The sequence below is a fragment of the Streptomyces sp. NPDC012935 genome (assembly GCF_042900345.1).
Classification (GTDB): Bacteria; Actinomycetota; Actinomycetes; order Streptomycetales; family Streptomycetaceae; genus Streptomyces.
Genome location: NZ_JBIBBC010000005.1, coordinates 358,662 through 377,613, shown reverse-complemented (window position 1 = coordinate 377,613; position 18,952 = coordinate 358,662). Strand labels below are relative to the sequence as shown.

The 18,952-nt window shown below is 70.3% G+C and carries 17 protein-coding genes; 10 read left to right on the top strand and 7 right to left on the bottom strand.

Annotation, left to right across the window (positions count from 1 at the left end; all coding sequences use genetic code 11):
- Nucleotides 1–15: 15 nt before the first annotated feature.
- Both ACFY5C_RS15915 and ACFY5C_RS15910 read right to left on the bottom strand, forming a co-directional pair.
- Nucleotides 16–714 (bottom strand): hypothetical protein, encoded by a 699-nt coding sequence (locus ACFY5C_RS15915; protein WP_389444677.1) that lies wholly within the window; start codon nucleotides 712–714, stop codon nucleotides 16–18.
- 89 nt (nucleotides 715–803) lie between these two features.
- On the bottom strand, nucleotides 804–2,129 hold the full coding sequence (locus ACFY5C_RS15910; protein WP_389444676.1) for a DUF2252 domain-containing protein: 1,326 nt from the start codon (nucleotides 2,127–2,129) through the stop codon (nucleotides 804–806).
- Nucleotides 2,130–2,335: 206 nt separating this feature from the next.
- On the opposite strand from ACFY5C_RS15910, the gene dnaE reads away from it, so the two are divergent.
- The gene (dnaE, locus tag ACFY5C_RS15905; RefSeq protein WP_389444674.1) at nucleotides 2,336–5,875 is read left to right on the top strand and encodes a DNA polymerase III subunit alpha; all 3,540 of its coding nucleotides are present in this window, start codon (nucleotides 2,336–2,338) and stop codon (nucleotides 5,873–5,875) included.
- A 107-nt stretch (nucleotides 5,876–5,982) separates the two neighbouring features.
- On the opposite strand, the gene ACFY5C_RS15900 is transcribed toward dnaE, so the two are convergent.
- A complete protein-coding gene (locus ACFY5C_RS15900; RefSeq protein WP_389444672.1) occupies nucleotides 5,983–6,147 on the bottom strand; it encodes a hypothetical protein in 165 nt (54 codons plus the stop codon).
- A 244-nt stretch (nucleotides 6,148–6,391) separates the two neighbouring features.
- Between ACFY5C_RS15900 and ACFY5C_RS15895 the strand changes: the two genes are divergently transcribed.
- The 4 genes from ACFY5C_RS15895 to ACFY5C_RS15880 all read left to right on the top strand — a co-directional run bounded on the left by ACFY5C_RS15895 (nucleotide 6,392) and on the right by ACFY5C_RS15880 (nucleotide 10,491).
- Nucleotides 6,392–7,606 (top strand): NYN domain-containing protein, encoded by a 1,215-nt coding sequence (locus ACFY5C_RS15895; RefSeq protein WP_389444671.1) that lies wholly within the window; start codon nucleotides 6,392–6,394, stop codon nucleotides 7,604–7,606.
- Between the two features lie 156 nt (nucleotides 7,607–7,762).
- Complete coding sequence (locus tag ACFY5C_RS15890) at nucleotides 7,763–8,737, top strand: ABC transporter ATP-binding protein (RefSeq protein WP_389444669.1); 975 nt, start codon at nucleotides 7,763–7,765, stop codon at nucleotides 8,735–8,737.
- 82 nt (nucleotides 8,738–8,819) lie between these two features.
- A complete protein-coding gene (locus ACFY5C_RS15885; RefSeq protein ID WP_389444667.1) occupies nucleotides 8,820–9,644 on the top strand; it encodes an ABC transporter permease in 825 nt (274 codons plus the stop codon).
- A gap of 34 nt (nucleotides 9,645–9,678) precedes the next feature.
- The gene (locus ACFY5C_RS15880; protein WP_389444665.1) at nucleotides 9,679–10,491 is read left to right on the top strand and encodes an AAA family ATPase; all 813 of its coding nucleotides are present in this window, start codon (nucleotides 9,679–9,681) and stop codon (nucleotides 10,489–10,491) included.
- Nucleotides 10,492–10,774: 283 nt separating this feature from the next.
- Here ACFY5C_RS15880 and ybaK read toward each other — a convergent pair whose 3' ends face one another.
- The 4 genes from ybaK to ACFY5C_RS15860 form a co-directional block, all read right to left on the bottom strand.
- Complete coding sequence (gene ybaK, locus ACFY5C_RS15875; RefSeq protein WP_389444663.1) at nucleotides 10,775–11,278, bottom strand: Cys-tRNA(Pro) deacylase; 504 nt, start codon at nucleotides 11,276–11,278, stop codon at nucleotides 10,775–10,777.
- Nucleotides 11,279–11,330: 52 nt separating this feature from the next.
- The gene (locus tag ACFY5C_RS15870) at nucleotides 11,331–12,068 is read right to left on the bottom strand and encodes an LON peptidase substrate-binding domain-containing protein (protein ID WP_389444661.1); all 738 of its coding nucleotides are present in this window, start codon (nucleotides 12,066–12,068) and stop codon (nucleotides 11,331–11,333) included.
- A gap of 11 nt (nucleotides 12,069–12,079) precedes the next feature.
- Nucleotides 12,080–13,129 (bottom strand): hypothetical protein, encoded by a 1,050-nt coding sequence (locus ACFY5C_RS15865; RefSeq protein ID WP_389444660.1) that lies wholly within the window; start codon nucleotides 13,127–13,129, stop codon nucleotides 12,080–12,082.
- Nucleotides 13,130–13,289: 160 nt separating this feature from the next.
- Nucleotides 13,290–14,882: an oxidoreductase gene (locus ACFY5C_RS15860; protein WP_389444659.1), complete on the bottom strand. Its 1,593-nt coding sequence runs from the start codon at nucleotides 14,880–14,882 to the stop codon at nucleotides 13,290–13,292.
- A 201-nt stretch (nucleotides 14,883–15,083) separates the two neighbouring features.
- Between ACFY5C_RS15860 and hisD the strand changes: the two genes are divergently transcribed.
- Genes hisD through hisH form a run of 5 tightly spaced genes read left to right on the top strand, consistent with a single transcriptional unit; the run spans nucleotide 15,084 to nucleotide 18,950 of the window.
- Nucleotides 15,084–16,409 carry a histidinol dehydrogenase gene (gene hisD, locus ACFY5C_RS15855; RefSeq protein WP_389444658.1) on the top strand — a complete coding sequence of 442 codons (1,326 nt, stop codon included), beginning with the start codon at nucleotides 15,084–15,086 and terminating at the stop codon, nucleotides 16,407–16,409.
- A complete protein-coding gene (locus ACFY5C_RS15850; protein ID WP_389444656.1) occupies nucleotides 16,406–17,557 on the top strand; it encodes a histidinol-phosphate transaminase in 1,152 nt (383 codons plus the stop codon). The genes hisD and ACFY5C_RS15850 overlap by 4 nt, the downstream gene beginning before the upstream one ends.
- Nucleotides 17,554–18,147, top strand: a complete 594-nt coding sequence (hisB, locus tag ACFY5C_RS15845; RefSeq protein ID WP_030951295.1) for an imidazoleglycerol-phosphate dehydratase HisB — start codon at nucleotides 17,554–17,556, stop codon at nucleotides 18,145–18,147. Before ACFY5C_RS15850 ends, hisB begins: the two co-directional genes overlap by 4 nt.
- A gap of 3 nt (nucleotides 18,148–18,150) precedes the next feature.
- On the top strand, nucleotides 18,151–18,315 hold the full coding sequence (locus tag ACFY5C_RS15840; RefSeq protein ID WP_389444654.1) for a hypothetical protein: 165 nt from the start codon (nucleotides 18,151–18,153) through the stop codon (nucleotides 18,313–18,315).
- The gene (hisH, locus tag ACFY5C_RS15835; RefSeq protein WP_362378253.1) at nucleotides 18,306–18,950 is read left to right on the top strand and encodes an imidazole glycerol phosphate synthase subunit HisH; all 645 of its coding nucleotides are present in this window, start codon (nucleotides 18,306–18,308) and stop codon (nucleotides 18,948–18,950) included. Before ACFY5C_RS15840 ends, hisH begins: the two co-directional genes overlap by 10 nt.
- Nucleotides 18,951–18,952: the final 2 nt, after the last annotated feature.

The window sequence follows — 18,952 nt, the reverse complement described above, 5'->3', positions numbered from 1 at the left end:
ATGCTCAGATGCCGTTCACGCGCAGGTGAAGGCGGGCGAGCACGGAGGTCCACGCCGTCCCAGGGAGTGCACGAAGAGGCGGTTGCGGGCGGCGGCCGTCCGCCGGGTGGGGCGCGGCAGGCGGTGGCCCGACCGGGGCAGCCGTACGGCCACGGCGGCCACCGCGAGCAGCAGTGGGCGGAACGTCGTCGCCGCGACCGCCCGCACCAGCTGGGCCAGCGCCCGCTCGCCGCGGCGCAGCCAGGCGGCGGCGAGGAGGCCGACGCCGACATGCGCGCCGAGCAGCAGCCAGGCGGTGGCCGGGTCGGCGTGGGCGAGGAGACCGCCGAGCTTGTCCGGGTCGGTGCCGGTGACCTGGGCCAGCGGGGTGCCGACCCGGGTGCCGTCACCGCACAGGACGTCCCAGCCGACCGAGGCCAGCGGTCCGGCGACCGGTCCGCCCGCCTTGCCGTAACAGACGTGCTGGCCGGTGGTGAGGATCGTGTCGGCGGCCAGCTCCAGCGGGATCAGCAGGGCGGCGATGCGCCCGAACCTCCGCTCGCGGCCGGCCAGGGCGTACGCGAGGACGAACACGGCGGCGGCGAGCAGGGCCACCGTGTTCAACGGCAGGGGTGCCCGCGAGAGCAGCACGTGCGACGCGGTGCTGAGCGTCACGACGAGTGACGTGAACAGCGCCGCGCGTACGGCTCGCAGCTGGGTCCCGGATATGTCCATAGCGGTGGAGAGTGTGTCACGTGGGCCTGTAAGAGACCCCTAAAGGGTGCCTGTGAAGAGACGGTGAGGGCCAGTGAGCGGCCTTTCCGTCACAGACCCGGAATCCGGCCGTTGCGGAACAGGTCCACGAAGGTCTGGTGGTCGGCACGCGCGCGTGCGCCGTAGGAGTGTGCGAAGTCGACCAGGAGCTCGGCGAAGCCGTCCTCGTCGGCCGCGATCGCGGCGTCGATGGCGCGCTCGGTGGAGAACGGCACCAGGGACTCGCCGGAGGTGTCGTCCGCCGCCGCGTGCATCGTGGCCGTGGCCCGCCCGAGGTCGGCGACCACCGCCGCGATCTCCTCCGGCTCGTCGATGTCGCCCCAGTCCAGGTCCACGGCGTACGGCGAGACCTCGGCGACCAGCTGGCCCGCGCCGTCCAGCTCGGTCCAGCCCAGCCACGGGTCGGCGTTCGCCTGCAGGGCGCGCTGGGAGATCACCGTGCGGTGACCCTCGTGCTGGAAGTAGTCGTGCAGTGCCTGGTCCGTGATGTGCCGGGAGACGGCCGGGGTCTGGGCCTGCTTGATGTAGATCACCACGTCGTTCTCGAGGGCGTCGGTGTGGCCCTCCAGAAGGATGTTGTACGACGGCAGCCCGGCCGATCCGATGCCGATGCCGCGGCGGCCGACGACGTCCTTCACCCGGTACGAGTCCGGGCGGGCCAGGGACGCGTCCGGCAGCGTCTCGAGATAACCGTCGAAGGCGGCCAGCACCTTGTACCGGGTGGCCGCGTCCAGCTCGATGGAGCCGCCGCCCGGCGCGAAGCGGCGCTCGAAGTCGCGGATCTCGGTCATGGAGTCCAGCAGCCCGAAGCGGGTCAGGGAGCGGGCGTCGCGCAGCGCGTCCAGGAGCGGCCCCTGCGCGGTGTCCAGTGTGAACGGCGGCACCTCGTCGCTCTTGGCGCCGGTCGCCAGGGCGTGCACGCGCTCGCGGTAGGCGCCCGCGTAGATCCGCACCAGCTCGGTGATCTGCTCGTCGCCGAGCGCCTTGGCGTACCCGATGAGGGCGATGGAGGCGGCGAAGCGCTTGAGGTCCCAGGTGAAGGGGCCGACGTAGGCCTCGTCGAAGTCGTTGACGTTGAAGATCAGGCGGCCGTTGGCGTCCATGTACGTGCCGAAGTTCTCCGCGTGCAGATCGCCGTGGATCCACACGCGCGAGGTGCGCTCGTCCAGGTACGGTCCGCCGCGCTTCTCGGGCTCCAGGTCGTGGTAGAAGAGGCACGCCGTGCCGCGGTAGAACGCGAAGGCCGAGGCCGCCATCTTCCGGAACTTCACGCGGAACGCGGCCGGGTCGGCGGCCAGGAGCTCGCCGAAGGCGGTGTCGAAGACGGCGAGGATCTCGTCGCCGCGCTGCTCGCCGTTGAGCTTGGGGACCGACATCGCTGGGTGCCTCCTGGTGCATGAACGTGTACGACAGCGTTTCTGTCGTCTTCAACGGGCGGGGGCGGACGAAAGTGCCCGTCGTCCCTCGCTGTGAAGGTACGCGGGGCAGCCCGCCGAGTGTCAGTGCCGAGGCATAGACTTCGACGCTGTCCCCAGAAGTGTCCGTCCGCCTGTCACCGAGTGTTTTCCATGGAGGCCAAGCCGTGTCAAAGCCGCCGTTCACGCACCTGCACGTCCACACCCAGTACTCGCTGCTGGACGGTGCCGCGCGGCTGAAGGACATGTTCGAAGCGTGCAACGAGATGGGCATGACGCACATCGCGATGTCCGACCACGGCAACCTCCACGGGGCGTACGACTTCTTCCACAGCGCGAAGAAGGCCGGAGTCACCCCGATCATCGGGATCGAGGCGTATGTAGCGCCCGAGTCCCGGCGCAACAAGCGCAAGATCCAGTGGGGCCAGCCGCACCAGAAGCGCGACGACGTCTCCGGTTCCGGTGGTTACACCCACAAGACGATGTGGGCCGTCAACAAGACGGGCCTGCACAACCTCTTCCGGCTCTCCTCGGACGCGTACGCCGAGGGCTGGCTCCAGAAGTGGCCCCGGATGGACAAGGAGACGATCTCCCAGTGGTCCGAGGGGATCGTCGCCTCCACCGGCTGCCCCTCCGGCGAGCTCCAGACCCGGCTGCGCCTCGGCCAGTACGACGAGGCTCTGAAGGCGGCAGCCGACTACCAGGACATCTTCGGTAAGGACCGCTACTTCCTGGAGCTGATGGACCACGGCATCGAGATCGAGCACCGGGTCCGCGACGGCCTCCTGGAGATCGGCAAGAAGCTCGGCATCCCCCCGCTGGTCACCAACGACTCGCACTACACGTACGCGCACGAGGCGACCGCCCATGACGCCCTGCTGTGCATCCAGACCGGCAAGAACCTCTCCGACCCGGACCGCTTCAAGTTCGACGGCACCGGCTACTACCTGAAGTCCACGGACGAGATGTACGCCATCGACTCCTCGGACGCCTGGCAGGAGGGGTGCGCCAACACGCTCCTCGTGGCCGAGATGGTCGACACGGACGGCATGTTCGAAAAGCGCGACCTCATGCCGAAGTTCGACATCCCCGAGGGCTTCACCGAGGTCACCTGGTTCAAGGAGGAGGTGCGCCGCGGCATGGAGCGCCGCTTCCCCGGCGGCATCCCCGAAGACCGCCAGAAGCAGGTCGAGTACGAGATGGACGTCATCATCCAGATGGGGTTCCCTGGCTACTTCCTCGTTGTCGCCGACTTCATCATGTGGGCCAAGAACAACGGCATCGCGGTCGGCCCCGGCCGAGGCTCCGCGGCCGGCTCGATCGTCGCCTACGCCATGGGCATCACCGACCTCGACCCGATCCCGCACGGCCTGATCTTCGAGCGGTTCCTCAACCCCGAGCGCGTCTCCATGCCCGATGTCGACATCGACTTCGACGAGCGCCGCCGCGTCGAGGTGATCAGGTATGTGACGGAGAAGTACGGCGCCGACAAGGTCGCCATGATCGGCACCTACGGCAAGATCAAGGCGAAGAACGCCATCAAGGACTCCGCGCGCGTGCTGGGCTACCCGTACGCGATGGGCGACCGCCTCACCAAGGCGATGCCTGCCGACGTCCTCGGCAAGGGCATCGACCTCGACGGCATCACCAACCCCTCGCACCCGCGTTACAGCGAGGCGGGCGAGATCCGCGGGATGTACGAGAACGAGCCGGACGTCAAGAAGGTCATCGACACCGCGAAGGGCGTCGAGGGCCTGGTGCGGCAGATGGGCGTGCACGCCGCCGGCGTGATCATGTCCAGCGAGCCCATCGTCGACCACGCCCCGATCTGGGTGCGGCACACCGACGGCGTGACCATCACGCAGTGGGACTACCCGCAGTGCGAGTCGCTCGGCCTGCTGAAGATGGACTTCCTCGGCCTGCGCAACCTGACGATCATGGACGACGCCGTCAAGATGGTGAAGTCCAACAAGGGCATCGACCTCGACCTGCTGTCGCTGCCGCTCGACGACCCGAAGACCTTCGAACTCCTCCAGCGCGGCGACACCCTGGGCGTCTTCCAGTTCGACGGCGGTCCGATGCGTTCGCTGCTGCGGCTGATGAAGCCCGACAACTTCGAAGACATCTCCGCCGTCTCCGCGCTGTACCGTCCGGGCCCGATGGGCATGGACTCGCACACCAACTACGCCCTGCGCAAGAACAAGCTCCAGGAGATCACCCCGATCCACAAGGAGCTGGAGGAGCCCCTCGAAGAGGTCCTGGCCGTCACCTACGGCCTGATCGTCTACCAGGAGCAGGTACAGAAGGCCGCCCAGATCATCGCCGGGTACTCGCTCGGCGAGGCCGACATCCTGCGCCGCGTGATGGGCAAGAAGAAGCCCGACGAACTGGCGAAGAACTTCGTCCTCTTCCAGAAGGGCGCCCGCGACAAGGGCTACAGCGACGAGGCCATCCAGGCCCTGTGGGACGTGCTGGTCCCCTTCGCCGGCTACGCGTTCAACAAGGCGCACTCCGCCGCGTACGGCCTCGTCTCGTACTGGACCGCCTATCTGAAGGCCAACCACCCCGCCGAGTACATGGCCGGCCTGCTCACCTCGGTCAAGGACGACAAGGACAAGTCGGCCGTCTACCTCAACGAGTGCCGGCGCATGGGCATCAAGGTGCTCCCGCCGAACGTCAACGAGTCGGTGCACAACTTCGCCGCGCAGGGCGACGACGTGATCCTCTTCGGCCTCGAAGCCGTGCGCAACGTCGGCACGAACGTGGTGGAGTCGATCATCAGGAGCCGCAAGGCCAAGGGCAAGTACGCCTCCTTCCCCGACTACCTCGACAAGGTCGAGGCGGTGGCCTGCAACAAACGGACCACGGAATCGCTGATCAAGGCAGGCGCGTTCGACAGCCTGGGACACACCCGCAAGGGCCTCACCGCGCACTTCGAGCCGATGATCGACAACGTGGTCGCGGTCAAGCGCAAGGAGGCCGAGGGCCAGTTCGACCTCTTCGGCGGAATGGGCGAGGAGGAGAGCAACGAGCCCGGCTTCGGACTCGACGTCGTCTTCACCGAGGACGAGTGGGAGAAGACCTATCTGCTCGCCCAGGAGCGGGAGATGCTTGGTCTGTACGTCTCCGACCACCCCCTGTTCGGCCTGGAGCACGTGCTGTCCGACAAGGCCGACGCGGGCATCGCCCAGCTGACCGGCGGCGAGCACGCGGACGGTGCCGTCGTGACCATCGGCGGCATCATCTCCGGCCTCCAGCGCAAGATGACCAAGCAGGGCAACGCCTGGGCGATCGCCACCGTCGAGGACCTCGCCGGTTCCATCGAGTGCATGTTCTTCCCGGCGACGTACCAGCTGGTGTCGACCCAACTCGTCGAGGACGCCGTCGTGTTCGTCAAGGGCCGCCTCGACAAGCGCGAGGACGTGCCGCGGCTGGTCGCGATGGAGCTCCAGGTCCCCGACCTGTCGAACGCGGGCACCAACGCGCCCGTGATTCTCACCATCCCGGCCACCAGGGTCACCCCGCCGATGGTCAACCGCCTCGGCGAGATCCTCACCCATCACAAGGGTGACAGTGAGGTTCGTATCAAGCTCCAGGGTCCGACCAAGACGACGGTGCTGCGGCTGGACCGGCACCGTGTGAAGCCCGACCCGGCGCTCTTCGGCGACCTCAAGGTGCTGCTCGGTCCGTCCTGTCTGGCGGGCTGAACGGCCGCGCGCCGGAGCTCCGGCGCTGAATGCGCGAGAGGGGCGCACCTCGCACGGGGTGCGCCCCTCTTGATGTGCCTGGGCCTCAACGACCCGATATGCAGATGTCAGTTGTGACCGAAGCGCTTCTGCCGGCCTTTTCGGGCCATGTCGCCGGGAGTCACCTGCGGGACGCGCTGCTCGGTCTGCGTCTCCATCGCGGACTGCTGAGCCTGCTGCTGACCACGCTCGGACTGCGGCTGCTTCCGGTCCTGCTTCTTGTTCTTGGCCATGGTGATGCCTCCTGTGGGGGATCTAGGGGCCAGGGCCGGGACCAGATTCACATAGGCTGACTAAGAACGCATTTCGGATAATTACCGTGCGTAACAGCGGTTGTCGGGGCGTGAGGATGGCGCACCGGGGATCCGATGCCCCGAAACGCCACGCCGAAGATCGAGTTCGCCCCGTTAACCCCCGCGTGGTCGGGCAGACTCGAAGGAAGCCCAAAGCAAACCTCCCGGGAAGAGGGTGAGTCGCGTGGACCGCTGCATCGTCCTGGTGGACGCCGGGTATCTGCTGGGGGCCGCCGCCAGCCTGCTCGCCGGGGAACCTTCCCGGTCCCGGATCACCGTCGATCACACCGCCCTCATCCAGGGGCTGCGCGAACGCGCCGAGTCCGACACCGAACAGCCCCTGCTGCGCATCTACTGGTTCGACGGCGCCCCCGACCGCGTCCCGCAGCCCGAGCACCGCAGGCTGCGGGTGATGCCCCGGGTCACCGTCCGGCTCGGTGCCCTGACCCGAAGCGACGGCCGCTGGGCACAGAAGGGCGTGGACGCCGCGATGCACGCCGAGCTGACCGAACTGGCCCGCAACCGCGCCTGCTCGGACGTGGTGCTGGTGACCGGTGACGGGGATCTGCTGCCGGGCATGATGGCCGCCAAGGAGCACGGGGTCGCCGTACATCTGTGGGCCGTGCAGGCCGCGGACGGTGACTACAACCAGTCCGAGGACCTGGTCGCCGAGGCGGACGAGCGGCGCGTGCTCGACCGCGCGTGGATCACCAAGGCCGTACGCGCCAAGGAGCTCACCGGAGTGTGCGCGCCGCCGCCCGTGCCCCGGCCCGAGATCGCCGCGATCCTGTCCGCGCCGCTGCCCGACTCCGCGCTCGGCGCGGCGACCCAGCGGCCCGCCGAGGAGGCCGAGCACGCGCAGGCCTCAGCCTCGGAGAACGGCGCGCAGGAACGGGTGCCCACGCCCAAGGGCGTGCCCACGCCGAAGGACCTCGCCGCCTTGCGCGCGCCCGGTGTGCCGCCCGCGCCGCCGGCAAGCGCGACCCTGCGGTGGTCCTCCGACAAGGGCTGGGTCGACCGGCCCGGCGTCGCGGCCGAGCCGCCGGACGCCGCCTCCATGCCGACGCTCGCGCAGCTGACCACGGCTGAGCAGCGATGGGCCGACCGGGAGGAGGACATCACGACGGTCGGCGGCGATCCGTACGAGGTGGGGCAGGTCTTCGCGCGGCGGTGGATGGAGCGGCTCGGCGAGCAGCACAATCTGCAGAAGCTGTCCGGGATGTATCCGCGGATCCCGCACCGGATCGACGGGGAGTTGCTCAGGTACGCGGCCCGGTTCGGGTTGCTCGCACACAAGGACGACCAGATCGACGAGCACGACAGGTACGCGATCCGTGCCGGGTTCTGGCGGGAGATCGACGTACGCACGGCCGCGGAGCACGCGCCTGCCGGGGAATGACCCCGGCGAATTCCGGGTTACCGGCGGATTTCTTACGGCAAGCAGGCGATTTGTGCCCAGTGGCCGCCCCGGGCACGGAACGGGGGTCCGGACCCCGTAGGCTCGTCCCTTGTGAGTACGCGCGCGGCACAGGCATTTCGGCACGATGATGATGTCGTGTGCGCCCTGCGTGGGCTGACCAAGACCTATCCGGCGGTGCGCGGACGGCGCGGGGCACCAGGGACACCCGAGGTGCGGGCCACCGACGACGTACGGCTGGACATCCGGCGCGGCGAGATCTTCGGACTGCTCGGGCCCAACGGCGCCGGCAAGACCACGCTCGTGCGCCAGCTCACCGGCTTGATGCGGCCCGACGCCGGGAGCGTCGAGATCCTCGGGCACGACATCGTGCGCCATCCTGAGCGGGCCGCGCGGATTCTGGCGTACCTCGGGCAGGAGTCGACCGCCCTCGACGAACTGACCGTCTCGCTCGCCGCCGAGACGACCGGGCGGCTGCGCGGCCTGGACGTGCGAGCGGCGCGGGCCGAGCGGGACGCCGTACTCGACGAACTGGGGCTCACACCCCTCGCGGGGCGACCGCTGAAGAAGCTGTCCGGCGGGCAGCGCCGGCTGGCCTGCTTCGCCGCCGCGCTGGTGGGGGAGCGGGCGCTGCTCGTGCTGGACGAGCCCACCGCCGCGATGGACCCTGTGGCGCGGCGGGCCGTGTGGTCGGCCGTGGACCGGCGCCGGGCCGAGCGTGGCACGACCGTGCTGCTCGTCACCCACAACGTCATCGAGGCCGAGACCGTGCTCGACCGGGTCGCGGTGCTCGACCGGGGCCGCGTGATCGCCTGTGACACGCCGTCAGGGCTCAAGGAACGCGTCGCGGGCGAGGTCCGGGTCGATCTGCTGTGGCGGGACCGGCCGCCGCTGGAGGTACCCGAGGTCGCCGCCCTGCAGGACCGGGTCGTGGAGTCCGGGCGGCGTTGGACGCTGCGGCTCGCCCCCGAGGAGGCCCGCGCGGTCGTCGCCACCGTCACCGGCGGGGCCGCGTTCGCCGCGCTGGACGACTTCACGCTCGCCACGCCGAGCCTGGAGGACGTCTATCTGGCGCTGGGCGGCGCCGCACAGCAGGGGCTGGTGAAGGCTTGAGCACGCAGACCGCCGTATCCGTATCCGTGCGGAACAGGGCCACCTCCCCCGTGAACCCCCGTGTGAAAGGGAGCAGCGCCACGTGAGTGTCGTACCCGCCGAGGTTCTGCCGGGCAGCGCCCTGGCCGTGGACGAGACGGCCGCGCCGGCTGCGGCCGAGCTCGGACCGCGTGCGCGGCTGTGGCCGTCGCTGTGCGCCGTGTACCGGGCGCAGCTGTCCCGGGCGCGGGTCGCGCGCATCCCGCTGCTGTTCGTCGCGACCTTCCAGTCGATCGGGATCATGATCCTGATGCGCGGGGTCGTGGACGGCGGGGCCGAGGCACAGGCCGTGGTGGCCGGGTCGTCCGTGCTCGTGGTGGCCTTCGTCGCGCTGAACCTGCTCGCGCAGTACTTCGGGCAGCTGCGGGCCAGCGGCGGGCTCGATCACTACGCCACCCTGCCGGTGCCGCCCGCCGCGGTGGTGCTGGGCGCGGCGGGGGCGTACGCCTCCTTCACCGTGCCGGGGACCGTGGTGACGGCCGTCTTCGGGTGCGCGCTGTTCGGGTTGCCGGTCGCGAACCTGTGGGTGCTCGTCGCCGTGATCCCGCTGGCGGGCGCCGCGCTCGCCGGGCTGGGCGCCGCCCTCGGACTGCTCGCGCCGCGGCCCGAACTGGCCACGCTCCTCGGGCAGCTGGGGATGTCCGCGGCCCTGCTGCTGGGTGTGCTGCCGGCCGACCGGATGCCCGAGGCGGTCCGGTTCACGCGGGATCTGCTGCCGTCGACGTACGGCGTGGAGGCCTTCGCGCGGACCTTCGGGGAGCGGCCCGACTGGGCGTTCGTGCTCGGGGATCTGGCCGTGTGCGGGGTGGTCGGCGTCGTCTCGCTGGCCGTCGCCACCTGGGCGTACCGCCGGGCGGCCGTCCGGTGACGCGTCGCACAGGGCGGCCTGGCACGATGGCAGGGTGACCGCTCCGCTGACTCCACCACCGCACCCGCGTGACCAGTCCTCGAACAATGCGTGGCAGCCGCCCGCCGGTGGGCACGAGGGTTCCGCCTCCTACGGGGCTCCGCAGGGGGCCCCGCGCGACGCTGTGTACGGTGCTCCGCCGGGGGCGCCGAGTCCTCATGATCCCCGTGGCTCTCATGGCCACCACGGCTCCCACGGCCCGTACGGCATATCTGGCTCGTACGAACAGGACGGTCCCGGCATGAAGACCGAAGTGCGGGAGGCCGCCGTGGTCGCGGTGGTCGTGGCGTTCTTCGGGGCGCTGCTCGGGGTGCTGTGGTGGTGGCTGGCGCCGAGTGTGCCGTTGGTCGGGGACGTCGTCGACAAGAGCTGGATCGTCTACTTCAAGGACTCCGAGGGGGAGCAGGCTGTCGGCGTGGACGGAACGTTCACTCTGCTTGCGCTTGCGTTCGGGCTGGTCAGTGCGGTGGGTGTGTTTCTGTGGCGGCGGCGTGGGGGTGTGCCGTTGGTGGTTGCGCTCGCGGTCGGGGGGTTCCTCGGGTCGTTGCTGGCGTGGCGGGTCGGGGTGTGGCTCGGGCCTACCGAGGATGTGATCGCTCACGCGCAGGCTGTGGGCAAGGGGGTTACGTTCTCGGCGCCGTTGAAGTTGGGGGCGAAGGGGGTGTGGCTGGCGTGGCCTCTTGCCGCGTTGGTGGTGCACCTTGGGCTGACGGCGATGTTCGGACCTCGGGATGCGGATCCGTATCAGGGGCCGGGGCCCTCTGACGGGCATCAGCAGGCGGGGCCGTACGGGGTGCCGCCGGCGTAGGTGGCACACCGGGTGGGTTTCGCCCCCGCCGCCCCTACCCGTCCCGCACCTGGGGGCTGCCGCCCCCAGACCCCCGCTTCGGCCGGAACGGCCTCGTCCTCAAACGCCGGACGGGCTGGATTTGCCTGGTCCGGCACCGAGAGGCTCCGCGTCCCAGGGAGGGGCCCCTAGGCCGGGCGGCGGCCATGGTTTGAGCGGCCCTTCTTGATGCGCCACTTGCGTTTCCGGGTTTTCTTCGACATGTCTCTCGTACTTAACCGAGGAGACCGGGTTCGTCGAGGGGTCACGCACGCCCGATGGGGGCCAGGGTCGCGTTCGTGAGGGTGGTCAGGTCGGTGGGAGAGAGCTCGACCTCAAGGCCGCGGCGGCCCGCCGAGACGCAGATCGTCGGGTGGGCCGAGGCCGAGGCGTCCAGGACCGTGGGGAGCTTCCTGCGCTGGCCGAGGGGGGAGATGCCGCCCCGGACATAGCCCGTGGTGCGTTCGGCGAGGGCCGGGTCGGCCATGGCCGCTCGCTTGCCGCCGACCGCTGCCGCCAGGGCCTTGAGGTCCAGTTGGCCGGCGACGGGGACCACGGCCACGGTGAGGTTGCCGTCCACGTCCGCGACCAGCGTCTTGAAGACCCTGTCGGGGGACACGCCCATCGCCTCGGCCGCCTCGTCGCCGTAGGAGGGGTGGGAGGGGTCGTGGTCGTAGGAGTGGGTCGTGTAGTCGATGCCCGCTGCGGTCAGGGCCACGGTGGCCGGTGTGCCGCCCGAGGGCTGCTGCTTCTTGGACTTCTTCGCCATGTCGTTCCGCTCAGTTCCGCTCGGTCCGCTCAGATCCGGCTCGGTACACCGCTCAGTTGAGGCTCGTCGGGCCGCGCGTCAGGTCCGACGCCGGCAGGGACGGCAGCGTACGGATGATCGAGGTCTCGGTGCGAAGGAGTTTCAGCTCGTCGCGCAGGCGGGACGCGATGTCGGGGGACTGGAGCAGGCGTTGCTTCGTCGGGGTGTCCAGCATCATCGCGGCCGCCACCAGGTAGGAGACGACCGACGGCTGGTCCGGGAGGTCGGCCGTGGTGGAGAGGGAACGCTCGCGGGCGCCCGCCAGGCGCTTCTGGTACTGGCGGAACGCGCGGAGTACGCCCTCTGCCAGGGCCCCGGCCTCCTCGCCCGTCTCATCGGGAAGTTCTTCCAGTTCGGCCGTGAGGAAGGGGCCCGAGGCATCCACCGACAGCAGACGCACCCGGGTCGTGCCCGTCGCCAGCACCTCGAAGGTGCCGTCGGCCCGCTCCCGGATCGTCGCCGCGTCCGCCACACACCCCACCCCGTGGAACGCCTTGAGCGGGTCCGGGCCGAAGCCCGCCGCCGGGCCGCGGTCGGGCACCGCCGTGGGATCCGGCATGCCGGGGGCGCTCTGGGCCACCTCGTGGCCGTCGCGGATCGCCACGACGGCGAATTGGCGCGCTTCCTCCTCGGGGGTCTTGAGAAGGTCACGCATCATGGCGCGGTAGCGCTCCTCGAAGACGTTGAGCGGCAGCACGAGACCCGGGAACAGCACCGAGTTCAGGGGGAAGAGCGGAAGGCGGACGGTCACGGCGCCAAAGCCTAGTGGTCGTCGGAGTGAACGCGTCCGGCGAGCCCACTTGGTGGATGTCCGCCGCGTGCACCGCGAGCCCGTGCGGAGGCGGCCGCCCGTCGGCGCACCTCGTCGCGCACCTCCAGGAACCGGCCCAGTGGATCGTCCGAGAATCGGCTCCAGGGGAAGGAGGTGGCGTGCGGGCCGATCAGACGCAGTTGATCCAGGGCGTCCTCCCAGCGGCCCAGCCGAACCAGGACGCAGGTCAGCTTGTTGCGGATCGCCGCCGGCCAGAGGTCGGCCGCCGGGAACCGGGAGGAGAGCGCGATCGCCCGGTCCGCCGCCGCGTCCAGCCGCTCGGGCGGCACCCCCGGACCGCAGCCGTCGTTCAGGTACGCGAGGACGGCGCGGGTCGGCAGGGCCTGCACCAGGGAGTCGGCCGGGGCGTCCTGCGCGGCCCGGTCGGCGAAGTCGAGGCACTCGCGGTGGGAGCCGTGCCAGGACGAGGCCAGATAGCGCAGGGCGGCCACGTGGCAGCCGTAGTGGAGCGGGGCGCGGCGCAGTGCCGCCTCCCACAGTTCCCCGAAGTAGGTGTGCCCGGCGCGTGAGCCGCGCGCGTGGTCCAGCGCGATCCGCCAGGGCACCGGATCGCGGTCGTCGGCGCGGGCGGCGGCGGTGATCAGCGGGCTCACCCCGCGCAGCAGCTCGGCCCGGGCCGGTGACCGCCAGGCGTGGTCCACGGCGACCTGGGCCCTGACCAGCAGGACGTCCGGATCGTGCGGGGCGGCGGTGTACCAGGCCTCCAGCCACTCCGGCCGCGAGCGCGCGAAGGCGGCCAGACGCAGCGCGTATCCGTCGCGGTAGTCCCACTGAGCCTTGTGCCGCGTGGCGGCGAGCAGCTCGGCGGCGGTGTCGTACGCGCCCCGCCCGGCCGCGACCAGTGCGGGTCCGAGGCGGTCGTCGGGCGCGTCGAGGAGCACCTCGTCGTCGACGGGGAGACCGACGGCGTGGTGTTCTACGGTCCTTGTCGTCCGGGACGCACGGCCGAACGGGGGCAGCAGAGCCATGGTGTCGACCATTGAAGGTCCGCTGGTCACGCCCGCGCCAGAGGGAACGGGCAAGACGTGGAAAGTTGTACGCCGTCAGGTCAAGAACAGGTAAAGGTGTACTGTTCAACAACTGTCCGACATCTATATCTTCGGCCCTGCAGTCACATCATGCTCATCGGCCTCAGCGGTCTCAGCTCCGGCGCAGCATCCGTGTCGCTCCCGCCGCCACCGTCGTCGCCAGGATCCAGCCCAGCAGGATCATCGCCGCGGCCAGCCACTGCCAGGCGCCGCTCAGCTGCCAGAAGCCGACCTGACCGAGGTCGATCACCGGAAGCAGCAGGTCGAGGGCGAACAGGGTCGGGTTCCAGGCCGGATGCTCGCCGCCCTTGAGCGGCGGTGGGTCGGCGTAGGTGAAGGCCACCGAACTCGCCGCCCAGAGCACTGCCATCCACACCGCTGCCCGGCCCGGCCGGTAGCCGTACGCGACCATCCAGTCCTGGGCGTATCCCACGAGCTTGGCCGCCGGCGGCAGCGTCTCGCGGCGGCGGCGCTGCTTGGCGAGGAGCACCTCGCGCGCGTCCTCGTCCTCGCCGCCGGCCCGCAGCACGGTGGCCAGCCGCTCGTACGGCTCCGGGTTGTACTCGGCGGTCGCGGCGTTCACCCACTCCAGCCGCCGCTCCAGCGGGAACGGGCCGCGCGGCACCAGGTTCTCGTACTGGAAGCCGCCCATGTGCAGCCGGCCGGGGCCGGGCCAGGCGTCGGCGCGGTCCATCAGGTTGACGACCCGAGCCCCGGACAGCACCACGCCGCCGCGCTCCGCCCGCTCGCCGAGGAAGCGCAGCTCGGGCGTCTGGATGCGGCGCAGGGACAGCTCCTGCTCGTCCGTGAAGGTGAACCGGGCCCGCTCCAGGTCGACCGCGTCCCCGAACCGCCCGTCGTCCAGGCGCACCCCGCCCTGGCACTCGAACCGCTGGATGCGCGTACCGCGCGCGGGGGTGCGGCCGCTCAGCAGCGGGCTGCTGCCGACGCCCGCCGGGGTCAGATACAGCGTGCGCCCGACGGTCAGCTGCGGGGCGTTCAGCGCGAGCCGGGTGTACGGGTTGACCAGCCGCGCGCCCCGCAGGCTCAGCGACACGCCGATGCTGGCGCCGCGCAGGCTCAGCTCACCGTGCGACTCCAGCATCTCGGCCTGGAGGTCCTGGCCGACGCTGATGCCGTCAGCGGCGATCGAGCGGCCGCTGCGGTCGCGGTAGACGATCGCCTGGTTGAGCAGCAGATCCGTGCCGATGTGGGCGTCGGTGAGCCGAACGCCGTTGTGGAAGCGGCAGCGCGGCAGGTGCAGGTCGCCCTCGGTGTTCACGCGGGCGGCCTCCAGGCGCGGCACCGCGCAGTCCACCAGCCGCAGGGTCGTGAACCGGGCCTCCGGCAGCAGGATCTCCCGGTCGAAGCGGCAGCGGCGCATCTCGACGTACGGCTCCACCGTGCCGCCCGCCAGGTCCATCGTGCCGCTGATCCGTACACCGACCAGTTTCAGCGAGGAGACACGCCCGGCCAGGGCGGGCGGGCCGTCCAGCAGCAGCCAGCAGACGATACGTGCGCGTACCGTCCGTTCGTCTCCCCAGGGATGCCCGCCGTGCGGATCGTCGACGACGGTGTCGCCGCTGCTCAGGTCGTACACACTGCCGTTGCGGAAGGCCTGCCACATGCCGAGTTCGGCGGCGGTCAGGTCGTTCGGCAGGTCGTCCGGCAGGTCTCCGTCGCGGAGGCCGGCGCCTTCGGTCACGTCTCGTCCATCCCCCTTGGTTCCGCTGGTTCCACTGGCTCCGCATTGGCTACTCACGGGTTTCGTACAACCGTTCAATGCCCGCTGAGTGACGCCCCGAACGCTAGACGTGAAGGTGATCTTCCGGGTTCCTGGAGGGTTCTGTATCAGCCATTGATACGCGCGAACAGTGCCGGACGCGGGTCTGAGAGAATTGAGCCCGTGATCTCCCGAATCGATCTGCGCGGCGACGCCCTTCCCGAGGGCCCCGCCCTGCGCGACCTGCTGCCCCGAGCCGACTTCGACGTCTCGGCCGCCCTGGAGAAGGTGCGTCCGATCTGCGAGGCCGTGCATCATCGAGGCGACGCGGCGCTGATCGACTTCGCGGAGAAGTTCGACGGGGTCAGGCTCGACCAGGTGCGGGTGCCCGCCGAGGCGCTCGACAAGGCTCTCGCCGAACTCGACCCGGCCGTGCGCGCGGCCCTGGAGGAGTCCATCCGCCGCGCCCGTCTCGTCCACCGCGAGCAGCGCCGTACGTCGCACACGACCCAGGTCGTGCCGGGCGGTTCCGTGACCGAGAAGTGGGTGCCGGTCGACCGCGTCGGGCTGTACGCGCCCGGCGGCCGGTCCGTCTACCCCTCCTCCGTGATCATGAACGTGGTGCCCGCTCAGGAGGCCGGGGTCGAGTCGATCGCGCTGGCCTCCCCGGCCCAGGCCGAGTTCGGCGGCCTGCCGCACCCGACGATCCTCGCCGCGTGCGCGCTGCTCGGCGTCGACGAGGTGTACGCGGCCGGTGGCGCGACCGCCGTCGCGATGTTCGCGTACGGCACCGAGTCCTGCCCGCCCGCCAACATGGTCACCGGCCCCGGCAACATCTGGGTCGCCGCCGCCAAGCGCTACTTCACCGGCAAGATCGGCATCGACGCCGAGGCGGGCCCGACCGAGATCGCGGTCCTGGCCGACGCCACCGCCGACCCGGTGCACGTCGCCTCCGACCTGATCAGCCAGGCCGAGCACGACCCGCTCGCCGCCGCCGTCCTCGTCACCGACTCCGTGGAGCTGGCGGACGCGGTGGAGAAGGAGCTGGAGCCGCAGGTCGCGGCCACCAAGCACATCGACGACCGGATCGTCCCGGCCCTGAAGGGCAGGCAGTCCGCGATCGTCCTGGTCGACGGCGTCGACGAGGGCCTCAAGGTCGTCGACGCGTACGGCGCCGAGCACCTGGAGATCCAGACGGCCGACGCGGCCGCCGTGGCCGACCGGGTGCGCAACGCCGGCGCGATCTTCATCGGCCCCTGGGCGCCGGTCTCGCTCGGCGACTACGCGGCCGGCTCCAACCACGTGCTGCCCACCGGCGGCTGCGCCTGCCACTCCTCGGGCCTGTCCGTCCAGTCCTTCCTGCGCGGCATCCACATCGTCGACTACACGAAGGACGCGCTGGCCGAGGTCGCGCATCACGTGGTCACGCTGGCGGAGGCGGAGGACCTGCCGGCGCACGGCGCGGCGATCAAGGCCAGGTTCGGCTGGAAGGTACCCGAGAGCAAGTGAGCGACGTACGCATCGACGATCTCCCCGTGCGGGACGAGCTGCGCGGCAAGTCCCCTTATGGGGCGCCCCAGCTGGACGTCCCCGTACGGCTGAACACCAACGAGAACCCCTACCCGCTGCCCGAACCGCTGGTCGAGCGGATCGCCGAGCGGGTGCGTGAGGCGGCCCGCAACCTCAACCGCTACCCCGACCGGGACGCCGTGGAGCTGCGCACGCAGCTCGCCAAGTACCTGACGGACACGTCCGGTCACGAGGTGGGCCTGGCCAACGTGTGGGCGGCGAACGGCTCCAACGAGGTCATCCAGCAGCTGCTGCAGACCTTCGGCGGACCGGGCCGTACGGCGATCGGCTTCGAGCCGTCGTACTCGATGCACGGCCTCATCTCGCGCGGCACGGGCACCGGCTGGATCTCCGGCCCCCGCAGCGACGACTTCACGATCGACCTCACGGCCGCCGAGAAGGCGATCGCCGAGCACCGGCCCGACGTCGTCTTCATCACCACCCCCAACAACCCCACGGGCAACGCGGTCCCGCGCGAGACGGTCCTCGCGCTGTACGAGGCCGCGCAGGCGGCGAAGCCTTCGATGGTCGTGGTCGACGAGGCGTACGTCGAGTTCAGCCACGGCGACTCGCTGCTGCCGCTCATCGAAGGTCGGCCGAATCTCGTCGTCTCCCGGACGATGTCGAAGGCCTTCGGCGCCGCCGGCCTGCGCCTCGGCTATCTCGCCGCGCACCCGGCGGTCGTGGACGCCGTCCAGCTCGTACGGTTGCCGTACCACCTGTCGGCCGTCACCCAGGCGACCGCGCTGGCCGCCCTGGAGCACACCGACACGCTGCTGAAGTACGTCGAGCAGCTGAAGGCCGAGCGGGACCGGCTGGTCACCGAGCTGAGGGCGACCGGCTACGAGGTCGTCGAGTCGGACGCGAACTTCGTGCAGTTCGGGCGATTCGACGACGCGGGCGGCTCGCACGCGGCCTGGCGGAAGATCCTCGACCGGGGCGTCCTGGTCAGGGACAACGGCATCCCCGGGTGGTTGCGGGTCAGCGCCGGAACCCCCGAAGAGAACGACGCGTTCCTCGACGCGGTACGTGACTTGCAGCGTTTTGTGGGGGACACCCCCACACCCCCGAAGGAGCAGAGCGCATGAACCGCGTAGGCCGCATAGAGCGGGTGACGAAGGAGACCTCGGTCCTCGTCGAGATCGATCTCGACGGGTCCGGCAAGGTCGACGTGTCGACAGGCGTCGGCTTCTACGACCACATGCTCGACCAGCTCGGCCGGCACGGTCTGTTCGACCTGACCGTGAAGACCGAGGGCGACCTGCACATCGACTCGCACCACACCATCGAGGACACCGCCCTCGCGCTGGGCGCCGCCTTCAAGCAGGCGCTCGGCGACAAGGTGGGGATCTACCGCTTCGGCAACTGCACGGTCCCGCTGGACGAGTCGCTCGCCCAGGTCACCGTCGACCTCTCCGGCCGCCCCTACCTCGTGCACACCGAGCCCGAGAAGATGGCGCCGATGATCGGCGAGTACGACACCACGATGACCCGGCACATCCTGGAGTCCTTCGTCGCTCAGGCCCAGATCGCGCTGCACGTGCACGTGCCGTACGGGCGCAACGCCCACCACATCGTCGAGTGCCAGTTCAAGGCGCTGGCGCGGGCCCTGCGGTACGCCTCCGAGCGGGACCCGCGCGCGGCGGGCATCCTTCCCTCGACGAAGGGTGCGCTGTAACCGATGACCGGGCTGTCCACCATCCTGATCGTCGTCGGCCTCTTCCTGGTCGGCGGCATCATCTCCTTCGCCAAGCAGCAGATGCCGAAGAGCCTCATCGTGCTGCTCTCCATAGGCGCCGCGATGTGTCTCGTGGCCGGCGTCCTGAGGCTGGAGGTGTGGAATTGAGCAACAAGAACGTCGTGGTCTTCGACTACGGCTTCGGCAATGTGAGGTCCGCCGAACGCGCCCTCGCGCGCGCGGGAGCCGACGTCGAGATCACGCGTGACTACGACAAGGCCATGAACGCCGACGGTCTGCTGGTACCGGGCGTCGGCGCGTTCGCCGCCTGCATGCAGGGCCTGAAGGAGGCCCGCGGCGACTGGATCGTCGAGCGACGGCTGTCCGGCGGGCGCCCCGTGATGGGCATCTGCGTCGGCATGCAGATCCTGTTCGCGCGCGGCATCGAGCACGGAGTCGAGACCGAGGGCCTCGGCGAGTGGCCCGGCTCGGTCGAGCCGCTGCAGGCCGACATCGTGCCCCACATGGGCTGGAACACCGTGGACGTGGCGGCCGGCTCCGAGCTGTTCGCCGGGCTGGACGCGGACGCGCGCTTCTACTTCGTGCACTCCTACGCCGTCCACGACTGGACCCTGGAGACCGAGAACCCGCTGATGACCGCGCCGCAGGTCACCTGGTCGACGCACGGCAAGCCCTTCGTGGCCGCCGTGGAGAACGGCGCCCTGTGGGCCACGCAGTTCCACCCCGAGAAGTCCGGCGACGCCGGAGCGCAGCTGCTCACCAACTGGATCGGAACCCTGTAGAG

Bases quoted from the DNA above. Each gene is read 5' to 3' on its own strand.
- ybaK (WP_389444663.1), bottom strand. From the start codon at position 11,278: ATGGCGAAGAAGTCCAAGAAGCAGCAGCCCTCGGGCGGCACACCGGCC.
- ACFY5C_RS15840 (WP_389444654.1), top strand. From the start codon at position 18,151: ATGACCGGGCTGTCCACCATCCTGATCGTCGTCGGCCTCTTCCTGGTC.
- ACFY5C_RS15865 (WP_389444660.1), bottom strand. From the start codon at position 13,129: ATGGTCGACACCATGGCTCTGCTGCCCCCGTTCGGCCGTGCGTCCCGG.
- ACFY5C_RS15900 (WP_389444672.1), bottom strand. From the start codon at position 6,147: ATGGCCAAGAACAAGAAGCAGGACCGGAAGCAGCCGCAGTCCGAGCGT.
- ACFY5C_RS15915 (WP_389444677.1), bottom strand. From the start codon at position 714: ATGGACATATCCGGGACCCAGCTGCGAGCCGTACGCGCGGCGCTGTTC.
- hisB (WP_030951295.1), top strand. From the start codon at position 17,554: ATGAACCGCGTAGGCCGCATAGAGCGGGTGACGAAGGAGACCTCGGTC.
- ACFY5C_RS15910 (WP_389444676.1), bottom strand. From the start codon at position 2,129: ATGTCGGTCCCCAAGCTCAACGGCGAGCAGCGCGGCGACGAGATCCTC.